Annotated in this window: 11 protein-coding genes; all 11 read left to right on the top strand. The window is 70.2% G+C overall.

Going from position 1 to position 9,114, the window contains the following annotated elements:
• Positions 1 to 112: 112 nt before the first annotated feature.
• Positions 113 to 730 carry a TetR/AcrR family transcriptional regulator gene (locus tag FNH05_RS24445; RefSeq protein WP_246127921.1) on the top strand — a complete coding sequence of 206 codons (618 nt, stop codon included), beginning with the start codon at positions 113 to 115 and terminating at the stop codon, positions 728 to 730.
• Between the two features lie 235 nt (positions 731 to 965).
• The gene (locus FNH05_RS24440; protein ID WP_144591051.1) at positions 966 to 1,586 is read left to right on the top strand and encodes a D-sedoheptulose-7-phosphate isomerase; all 621 of its coding nucleotides are present in this window, start codon (positions 966 to 968) and stop codon (positions 1,584 to 1,586) included.
• The gene (locus FNH05_RS24435; RefSeq protein WP_144591050.1) at positions 1,586 to 1,822 is read left to right on the top strand and encodes a HypC/HybG/HupF family hydrogenase formation chaperone; all 237 of its coding nucleotides are present in this window, start codon (positions 1,586 to 1,588) and stop codon (positions 1,820 to 1,822) included. The genes FNH05_RS24440 and FNH05_RS24435 overlap by 1 nt, the downstream gene beginning before the upstream one ends.
• Positions 1,819 to 2,535 (top strand): D-sedoheptulose-7-phosphate isomerase, encoded by a 717-nt coding sequence (locus FNH05_RS24430; RefSeq protein ID WP_144591049.1) that lies wholly within the window; start codon positions 1,819 to 1,821, stop codon positions 2,533 to 2,535. The genes FNH05_RS24435 and FNH05_RS24430 overlap by 4 nt, the downstream gene beginning before the upstream one ends.
• Before the next feature lie 6 nt (positions 2,536 to 2,541).
• Positions 2,542 to 3,612, top strand: a complete 1,071-nt coding sequence (locus FNH05_RS24425) for an NADH-quinone oxidoreductase subunit B family protein (RefSeq protein WP_144591048.1) — start codon at positions 2,542 to 2,544, stop codon at positions 3,610 to 3,612.
• 37 nt (positions 3,613 to 3,649) lie between these two features.
• On the top strand, positions 3,650 to 5,440 hold the full coding sequence (locus FNH05_RS24420) for a nickel-dependent hydrogenase large subunit (protein WP_144591047.1): 1,791 nt from the start codon (positions 3,650 to 3,652) through the stop codon (positions 5,438 to 5,440).
• 3 nt (positions 5,441 to 5,443) lie between these two features.
• A complete protein-coding gene (locus FNH05_RS24415) occupies positions 5,444 to 6,001 on the top strand; it encodes a NifU family protein (protein ID WP_144591046.1) in 558 nt (185 codons plus the stop codon).
• The gene (locus tag FNH05_RS24410; RefSeq protein ID WP_186382712.1) at positions 5,998 to 6,621 is read left to right on the top strand and encodes a DUF5947 family protein; all 624 of its coding nucleotides are present in this window, start codon (positions 5,998 to 6,000) and stop codon (positions 6,619 to 6,621) included. Before FNH05_RS24415 ends, FNH05_RS24410 begins: the two co-directional genes overlap by 4 nt.
• Positions 6,614 to 7,324 (top strand): DUF6084 family protein, encoded by a 711-nt coding sequence (locus FNH05_RS24405; RefSeq protein ID WP_144591045.1) that lies wholly within the window; start codon positions 6,614 to 6,616, stop codon positions 7,322 to 7,324. The genes FNH05_RS24410 and FNH05_RS24405 overlap by 8 nt, the downstream gene beginning before the upstream one ends.
• The gene (locus FNH05_RS24400; protein ID WP_144591044.1) at positions 7,321 to 8,628 is read left to right on the top strand and encodes a hypothetical protein; all 1,308 of its coding nucleotides are present in this window, start codon (positions 7,321 to 7,323) and stop codon (positions 8,626 to 8,628) included. Before FNH05_RS24405 ends, FNH05_RS24400 begins: the two co-directional genes overlap by 4 nt.
• On the top strand, positions 8,625 to 9,114 hold a 490-nt coding region (locus tag FNH05_RS24395), incomplete at its 3' end, for a hydrogenase maturation protease (RefSeq protein WP_144591043.1). The genes FNH05_RS24400 and FNH05_RS24395, both read left to right, overlap by 4 nt.

Here is a 9,114-nt window from a genome sequence, read left to right as displayed (position 1 = left end):
GCCCTCGAGTGGGTTCGTGCCCATGGTCGTCGACCACCTTCCTGTTTTTTGAGCGATGACTCAAAAAACACCGTAGCACGACTTTTTGAGTGAGCGCTCTAGAATGTGGGGCATGGGCGAGATGCGTGCGGGGCGAGGGCGGCCGAGGGGGTTCGATCGCGACGCCGCGCTGGCCGCGGCGACCAGGCTGTTCTGGGAGCGCGGCTACGAGGCCACCTCGGTCAGCGAGCTGACCGAGGCGATGGGCATCAAGCCGGGCAGCCTGTACGCGACCTTCAAGGACAAGCGCTCGCTGTTCGAAGAGGTGGTACGCGCCTACGGCCGTTCACCCGTCGGTGCGTTCATCGGCGTGGCGCTGGCGGAGGAGGCCACTGCCTACCGCGCGTTCGCCCGCGTCCTGCGCGAAGCGGCGCGCACCTACGCCGACCCGGCGCATCCGGCCGGCTGCCTGACCATCAGCGCCGCCACGAACGTCGCAGCCCAGGATGCCGAGGTCGAAGCCTTCCTCCGGGAAATCCGCACCGGCAACCTCGCCGTGTTCGAGGCGCGCCTGCGGGCGGCGCGGCGTGCGGGGGAGCTGCCCGGCGACGCCGATCCGGCGATGCTCGCCGCGTACTTCGCCGCCGTCATCCAGGGGATGTCGCAACGGGCCAGGGACGGTGCCTCGCCCGAGGAGCTGGCGGCGACCGCGGAACTTGCGCTGAAGGCGTGGCCGTCCCACCGCGAATAGTCCACTGTAGACGATTGTTGGGGGTCGTCGCCGGAGTTCGGGGTACTCGTCGGTAGGGTGCGGAAAACCCTTGCCAGGCAAGTGTTGCCCGCCATGGTGGCGAGGGGGATCACCCGCACCGGCTGAGCGTGCAGGGCCGCCCGTTCGGGCGTCCGCTTCCGGTTGTGGCCTGAGAGTGCGACCGTTTACGGTGAAGGAATTCCGACCTTTCCCACCACGCGAGGAAGTGACTGCGATGACGCGGTTTTCGGATCCACCGGACACTGTGGACGCGGTCTTCGAGCGCCGGGTGGCACCGGTGGCCGGGCTGGCCGGGCAGGCGGGCGACGTGGCCGCGGCCTGCCACACGATGGCCCTGCGGTTCCACCGCGGCGGCAAGCTGGTCGTGTTCGGCAACGGCGGTCCCAGCACCGACGCCCAGCACGTCGCGGTGGAGTTCGTGCACCCGGTGATCGTGGGCAAACGTGCGCTGCCGGCGATCTCGCTCACCTCCGACGTGGCGACGCTGACCGGCGTCGCCAACCGTGCCGGTCTGGAAGAGGTCTTCGCCCACCAGATCCGGTTCCTCGCCGAGCCGTCCGACATCGCGCTCGGCATTTCCACCGACGGGCAGTGTGAAAACGTGGTGCGCGGCCTGCGCGCCGCCCGCGACCTTGGCATGGCCACGATCGCGCTGACCGGCGGCGACGGCGGGCGCATCGGCCGCGAGCCGGGGCTGGGGCACGTGCTCGTGGCGCGCTCGGCCGATCCGCTGGTGGTGAAGGAAGTCCACGTCACCACCTATCACATCCTCTGGGAGCTGGTACACGTGTTCTTCGAGCAACCGGGGCTGCTCGGTCCGGGCGTGGTGGCGTGATGGACGTCCCGGAGTGCCACGACGAGGTCTGCATCACCTGTTCGGACGCCGCGGTCGAGGTCAGGGTGCTCGAACTCCGGCCGGACGGGCTCGCCCTGGTCGACACCGGGTCCGGTCACGAAGAGGTGAGCGTCGCCCTGGTCCGCGCCCGTGTGGGGGACACCGTCCTGGTGCACGCGGGCGAGGCGATCGCACTCGTTGCCGCGGAGGGTTCCTCCCGGGGAGCGGCGTCATGACCCACCGCCAGGCCGGGCCCGGGGCCGACATGGCCGCGCTCTACCCGTTCCTCTACGCCGACAGCACGAACCTCGACAAGGTGCTCGACGAGGTTCGCTCGTCCACAGTGGACAAGGCGAGGGAGATCACCGAGCTGCGCCGCGAGGTGCTGGAGCGCGACGGTGAGCGGCTCGCCGCGTGCGCGCAGCGCATGGCCGTCGCGTTCGCCGCGGGCGGCAGGCTGCTGGCCTTCGGCAACGGCGGCAGTTCGACCGACGCCCAGGACCTGGCGGGCCTTTTCCTCGGCCCGCCGCACCCGCAGGCCCGGCCCCTGCCCGCCTTCGGGCTGACCAACGACATCGCGGTGGTCACCGCGCTGTCCAACGACGTCGGATTCGACGTGGTGTTCGCCCGGCAGATCGGGGCCTTCGGCCGTGCCGGGGACATCGCGGTCGGGCTTTCCACCAGCGGCAACTCCGAGAACCTCCTGCGGGCGTTCTCCGAGGCCAGCCGCCGCGGCCTGCTCACCATCGGGATCTCCGGCTATTCCGGGGGAAAGATGGCCGAGCTGGACTCCATCGATTACCTGTTCGTGGTGCCTTCGCCGTCCGTGCACCGGATCCAGGAGGCGCAGACCACGATCTATCACGCGCTGTGGGAACTGACCCTCGGCGCGCTGGCGGCCCAGGAAGCGGGCCAGGCTGACGCGGGCGGACGACCCTTGCGAAGGTGATCAGGCATGACAACGGCAACCGAATCCCGGCAACCGGTGCCGGGCGGAGAAGAAAAGCCGATCCACATCCTGTGGATCAACGCGGGCCTGTCCTGCGACGGGGATTCGGTGGCGCTCACCGCCGCCACCCAGCCGAGCATCGAGGAGATCGTGCTCGGTGCCCTGCCGGGCCTGCCGAAGGTGGCGGTGCACTGGCCGCTGATCGACTTCGAATGCGGGCCGGACAAGGGCGCCGACACCTTCATCGAGTGGTGGTACAAGGCCGATCGTGGTGAGCTGGATCCGTTCGTGCTGGTGATCGAGGGCTCGATCCCGAACGAGGCGCTCAAGAAGGAAGGGTACTGGTCCGGGTTCGGCAACGATCCCGAGACCGGGCAGCCGCGAACCACCAGCGAGTGGCTGGACCGCCTGGCGCCCAAGGCACTGGCCGTGATGGCCGCGGGCACCTGCGCCACCTACGGCGGTATCCACGCCATGGAGGGCAACGCGACCGGCGCCATGGGTGTGCCCGACTACCTGGGCTGGGACTGGAAGTCCAGCGCGGGCATCCCGATCATCTGCGTGCCGGGCTGCCCGATCCTGCCGGACAACTTCTCCGAGACCCTGCTGTACCTGCTGTACCAGGCGGCGGGGCAGGCACCGATGATCCCGCTCGACGAACACCTGCGGCCGACCTGGCTCTTCGGCGCGACCGTGCACGAGAACTGCGACCGCGCGGGCTACTACGAGCAGGGCCAGTTCGCCGAGGAGTACGGCTCGCCGCAGTGCCTGGTCAAGATCGGGTGCTGGGGTCCGGTGGTCAAGTGCAACGTGCCCAAACGGGGCTGGATCAACGGCATCGGCGGCTGCCCGAACGTGGGCGGAATCTGCATCGGCTGCACGATGCCCGGATTCCCCGACAAGTTCATGCCGTTCATGGACGAGCCGCCCGGGGCGCACCTGTCCTCGACGGTGATCAGGGCCTACGGATCGGTGATCCGGCGGCTGCGGACCTACACCGAGAAGACCACCGACACCGAACCCAAGTGGCGCACCAAGGGGCGGAAGCTGCTGACCGGCTACCGCGCCCCGTGGTGAACGCCGCGCCCGGACCGTAGCGAAAGGTATTCCAGCGATGGTTACTGCGGCACAACGCAAGAGCGGCGGCACCACCAAGACCGACCTGGTGGAGATGGCCTGGGACCCGATCACCAGGATCGTGGGCAGCCTCGGCATCTACACCAAGATCGACTGGGCCCAGAAGCGGGTCGTCGAGTGCCACAGCACGTCTTCGGTCTTCCGCGGCTACAGCATCTTCATGAAGGGCAAGGATCCGCGGGACGCGCATTTCATCACCAGCCGGATCTGCGGGATCTGCGGTGACAACCACGCCACCTGCTCGGTCTACACCCAGAACATGGCCTACGGCGTCCGCCCGCCGCACCTCGGCGAATGGATCATCAACCTCGGCGAGGCCGCCGAGTACATGTTCGACCACAACATCTTCCAGGAGAACCTGGTCGGGGTGGACTACTGCGAGAAGATGGTCGGCGAGACCAACCCCGGCGTGCTCGAACAGGCCAACCGCACCGAGGCGCCGCACGCGGCGCAGCACGGCTACCGCACCATCGGCGACATCATGCGCTCGCTCAACCCCCTGGAGGGCGAGTTCTACCGGGAGGCACTGCAGGTCTCGCGCCTGACCCGGGAGATGTTCTGCCTGATGGAGGGCCGCCACGTGCACCCGTCCACTTTGTACCCGGGTGGGGTGGGCACGGTGGCCACCGTGCAGCTGTTCACCGACTACCTGACCCGGCTGATGAAGTATGTCGAGTTCATGAAGCGGGTCGTGCCGATGCACGACGACCTGTTCGACTTCTTCTACCAGGCCCTGCCCGGCTACGAGGAGGTCGGCAGGCGCCGGATCCTGCTCGGCTGCTGGGGCACCCTCAACGATCCCGACCACTGCGACTTCACCTACGAGAACATGGCGGACTGGGGCCGCAAGATGTTCGTCACACCGGGGATCGTCGTCGACGGAAAGCTGGTCACCAACAGCCTGCTCGACATCAACCTGGGCATCCGGATCCTGCTCGGTAGCTCCTACTACCAGGACTGGACCGGCGAGGAACCCTTCGTCACGCACGATCCGCTGGGCAACCCGGTGGACCCGCGGCATCCGTGGAACCAGCACACCATTCCGCAGCCGCAGAAGCGGGACTTCGACGACAAGTACTCCTGGGTGATGTCGCCCCGCTGGTTCGACGGCACCGACCACCTGCCGCTGGACACCGGCGGCGGGCCGCTGGCCCGGCTGTGGTCCACCGCGCTGTCCGGGCTGGTCGACACCGGGTACGTCAGGGCGACCGGGCACAGCGTGCAGATCAACCTGCCGCGTACGGTCACCAAGCCCGAGACGGCCTTCGAGTGGAAGATCCCCCAGTGGAGCAACGCGCTGGAGCGCAACCGCGCCCGCACCTACTTCCAGGCCTACTGCGCGGCGATGGCGCTGCACTTCTGCGAGAAGGCGCTGGCCGAGATCCGCGCCGGCCACACCAAGACCTGGGAGCCGTTCACCGTGCCCGAGGAGGGCGTGAGCTGCGGGTTCACCGAGGCGGTGCGCGGGGTGCTGTCCCACCACATGGTGATCAAGGGCGGCAAGATCGCCAACTACCACCCGTACCCGCCGACGCCGTGGAACGCCAGTGTCCGGGACAGCTACGGCACCCCGGGCCCGTACGAGGACGCGGTGCAGAACACGCCGATCTTCGAGGAGAACACGCAGGAGAACTTCAAGGGGATCGACATCATGCGCACGGTCCGCAGCTTCGACCCGTGCCTGCCCTGCGGTGTGCACATGTACACCGGCGGCGGCCGGACGCTGCAGCGCATCCACACCCCGCACGCGTTCACCCCCGCGGGCTGAGGCATGGACGTCCACGAGGCCGGTGAGCGGATCGAACGAATACTGTCCGAACTGGACACCTCGGCCGATCCCGCGGTCCGCGAGCGTGCCGGGGAGCTGGTGCGCACCCTGCTCGAGTTCCACGGTGCGGCGCTGGCCCGCATGACGGAACTGCTGGCGGACTCCGGCGAAGTGCTCGCGGCGCTGGCCTCCGACGAACTGGTGGGCGGGCTGCTGGTGCTGCACGGCCTGCATCCGGTCGAGGTGGACGAGCGGGTGACGGCCGCCCTCGAGCACGTGCGGCCGTACCTGGGATCGCACGCCGGGGACGTCGAACTCCTCGGCATCGAGACCGGCGGTGAAGGAGAGGGCGTGGCCCGCCTCCGGCTCACCGGGACCTGCGACGGATGCCCGTCTTCGGCGGAAACGGTGAAACAGGCGATCGAGCGCGCGATCCGGGCCGCCGCACCCGAGATCGGCGCGATCGAGGTGGAGGGCATGGTGCCCGCCGGGGCCGCCGCCGGGCGAACGCTGCTCCCCGTGGTCACGCTCGACTGCCCGGTTCCGCGGGAAGCGTCATGAGCAGCCCGCTGCTGCGGTTCCGGCGCAGGCCGAGGCCCGTGCCGGGGCGGCAGTGCGAGCTGTGCGCCGAGCCCGCGGGCCCCGGGCACGGGCACGTGATCGACCTCGAATCGCGGACGATCAAATGCGCCTGCCGCGGTTGCGCCCTGCTGTTCACCAGGCCGGGGGCCGGCGGCGGCCGGTTCCGGACGGTGCCCGGGCGCTACCGGCACCTCCCGTCGTTCCCCGCCGGGGAACGGCTGTGGGAGGAGGTGGCCATCCCGGTGCGGATGGCGTTCTTCTTCACCAACTCGCGCCTGGGCCGGACCACCGCCTTCTATCCGGGCCCGGCGGGGGCGGCGGAATCGCTGTTGCCGATCGAGGAGGGAGATCACCTGCTGGCCGGGGCCACCGCCGTCCTCGGCAGCCCCGAACCCGATGTGGAGGCGGTGCTGGTCAACCGGGCCGGGGAGGGGTTCGAAGCGTTTCTGGTGCCGATCGACGCCTGCTACGAGCTGGTGGGGCTGGCCAAGCTGCACTGGCGCGGATTCGACGGCGGAGCCGAGGCGTGGCAGGCGATCGACGGGTTCTTCGACAAGCTGCGTCAGCGCAGCAGATCCGGGGAGGCCGACGATGGCTGAACTGTCCTTCGACTGCCTGCGGGTGACGCCCCTGCGTCACGCCGCGGCGCCCACACTGGTGTTCCGTCTGCGCGTCACGGACCCCACCTGCACGCCGGTCCACGCGATCGCGCTGCGCTGCCATCTCCGCATCGAACCGCAGCGGCGCGGATACGCGCCGGAAGAGGCGGAGCTGCTGGCCGGTCTGTTCGGAGAGCGCTCCCGCTGGGGGGAGACGCTCAAGCCGATGCAGTTCGCCTCCGCCTCGGTGCTGGTGCCCGGGTTCACCGGCGCCTGCGAGGTGGACCTTCCGGTGCCGTGCAGCTACGACCTCGAGGTCGCGGCGGGCAAGTACTTCCACGCGCTGCGCGGCGGCGAGGTGCCGCTCGTGCTGTTGTTCTCCGGGACCGTGTTCGGCAAGGGGGAACGGGGCCTGTGGGTCGAGCAGGTGCCCTGGCACCACGAAGCCCGGCACCGGATGCCGGTGCCGGTGTGGCGCGAGCTGATGGAGCAGTACTTCCCGGGGTCGGCCTGGGTCCGCCTGCACCGCGACACGGTGGACGCCCTGCTGCGCTTCAAGTCCCGGCACGCGATTCCCACCTGGGACGCGGCGATGGAGCGGCTGCTCGCCGCGGTACCGGCGGCCGAAACCGGTGAAGTCCCGGCCGCGGGCACGGACCGGGTGCGGGTGGGCGTGTCGAGCAAGCCACCGGAGGCATCGTGACCAGCGTGTTCGACCAGGCGAAGGCGATCGGCGATGCCGTGCTGTACGAGGGTTACCTGCTCTACCCGTACCGCGCGTCGGCGGCCAAGAACCGGGTGCGCTGGCAGTTCGGCGTCCTCATGCCGCCGGCCTACGCGTCGCCGGATCGCGGCGAGCACGCGCACGCGTGCACGGAAATGCTGCTGGAGCCCGGCAAGGGCGCCGCCGTGCACCTCCGGTTGCGCTTCCTGCAGGTCCAGGAACGGGCCGTCTACCAGCGGCAGGACGACGGCCGCTACCGGCCGGTGCCGTCGCTGGCCGTGGGCGCGGCGACCTTCACCAGCTGGGACGAGGCCGTGGAGCGCGAGGTGGACGCCGTGCTGCCGGTGTCGGAACTGTTGGCGGGCCCGGTCGAGGTCCCGGTTTCGGTGGAGGGCACGGAGAAGGCCGACGAGGTGCCGGGTGGACGGCTCGTGCGCCGTACCCGCCCCGTCGCCGGGCTGCTGCGGGCCCGCGCCGAACCGCTCGACGGTCCCTACGGGGGTGTCCGGCTGCGGGTGGAGGTGGTCAACACCGGCCGGTGGCACACCGAGGAACCGTGTCGTCAGGACGCGCTGCGCCGGGCACTGCTCGCCGCGCACCTGGTGGTCGCCGTCAGCAGCGGGCGTTTCCTGTCGCTGCTGGATCCGCCGGAATGGGCCGCGCCCGCCGCCAAGGCGTGCCGCAACGAGCGGCTCTGGCCGGTCCTGCTCGGTGAGCCGGGCCGCGACGACGCGATGCTCGCCTCGCCGATCATCCTCTACGACTACCCGGCCGTCGCCGCGGAGAGCCAGGGGGAGCTCTACGACGGCACGGAGATCGACGAGATCCTCACCCTGCGCACCATGACGCTGACCGACGAGGAGAAGCGCGAGGTGCGGGCCACCGACGAGCGGGTGCGCACCCTCGTCGACCGGATCGACGCGATGCCGCCGGAGCTGCTGGAGCGGCTGCACGGCACGGTGCGCTACCTGCGGTCGGTCACCGGGGAGGAGTCCCCCGCCGCGCCGGGATCCCGGACCGTGCTGGTGGGCGGGACGGCCGTTCCGGTGGGGGCCCGCGTCCGGCTGCGCCCCGGGACGCGCCGCGCCGACGCCCAGGACATGTTCCTCGACGGCCGCACGGCTACCGTCCGCGCGGTGCTGTCCGATGTGGACGGTACGACGCACGTCGCGGTCACCGTGGACGACGATCCGGCGGCCGACCTGCAGCACGCCCAGGGCCGGTACCGCTATTTCGCTCCCGAGGAACTGGAGCCCCTGCCCGAGCGGGAGGGGAGCGCATGAGCGGACCGGAGCGCGTGCTGGTGGCCGGGGTGGGCAACATCTTCCTCGGCGACGACGGTTTCGGCGTGGAGGTCGCGCAGCGGCTGGCGCGCGAGGCGGGACAGCACCTGCCCCCGGGCGTCCGCGTGGCCGACTACGGGATCCGGGGCCTGCACCTGGCCTACGAACTCTTGTACGGCTACGACCGCGTGATCCTCGTCGACGCCGTGAAGCGCGGTGGCGAACCCGGCACTCTCTATGTGATCGAGGCGGTCGAGGACGGCTTCGACGCCCCAGCCGGGGCCGTGGACGCCCATGGCATGGCGCCGGAGGCGGTGCTGCGGCTGCGCCGCATGCTCGGCGGTGAAGGCTTTCCGGTCCTGGTGGTCGGCTGCGAGCCGGCGACCGTGGCCGAGGGCGTCGGGCTCAGCCCCGCCGTGGCCCAGGCCGTGCCCCGCGCGATCGAACTGGTCACCGGCCTGCTGGCCGGCGGCGAGGTTGAAGACC

The sequence above is a fragment of the Amycolatopsis rhizosphaerae genome (genome assembly GCF_007713715.1).
Taxonomy (GTDB): Bacteria; Actinomycetota; Actinomycetes; order Mycobacteriales; family Pseudonocardiaceae; genus Amycolatopsis_E; species Amycolatopsis_E rhizosphaerae.
Note: the sequence above shows the minus strand (reverse complement) of the source record. Positions and strands in the feature narration are given on the sequence as shown.

Coding starts and splice junctions, on each gene's coding strand:
- FNH05_RS24445 (WP_246127921.1), top strand. CDS start 113: ATGGGCGAGATGCGTGCGGGGCGAGGGCGGCCGAGGGGGTTCGATCGC.
- FNH05_RS24440 (WP_144591051.1), top strand. CDS start 966: ATGACGCGGTTTTCGGATCCACCGGACACTGTGGACGCGGTCTTCGAG.
- FNH05_RS24435 (WP_144591050.1), top strand. CDS start 1,586: ATGGACGTCCCGGAGTGCCACGACGAGGTCTGCATCACCTGTTCGGAC.
- FNH05_RS24430 (WP_144591049.1), top strand. CDS start 1,819: ATGACCCACCGCCAGGCCGGGCCCGGGGCCGACATGGCCGCGCTCTAC.
- FNH05_RS24425 (WP_144591048.1), top strand. CDS start 2,542: ATGACAACGGCAACCGAATCCCGGCAACCGGTGCCGGGCGGAGAAGAA.
- FNH05_RS24420 (WP_144591047.1), top strand. CDS start 3,650: ATGGTTACTGCGGCACAACGCAAGAGCGGCGGCACCACCAAGACCGAC.
- FNH05_RS24415 (WP_144591046.1), top strand. CDS start 5,444: ATGGACGTCCACGAGGCCGGTGAGCGGATCGAACGAATACTGTCCGAA.
- FNH05_RS24410 (WP_186382712.1), top strand. CDS start 5,998: ATGAGCAGCCCGCTGCTGCGGTTCCGGCGCAGGCCGAGGCCCGTGCCG.
- FNH05_RS24405 (WP_144591045.1), top strand. CDS start 6,614: ATGGCTGAACTGTCCTTCGACTGCCTGCGGGTGACGCCCCTGCGTCAC.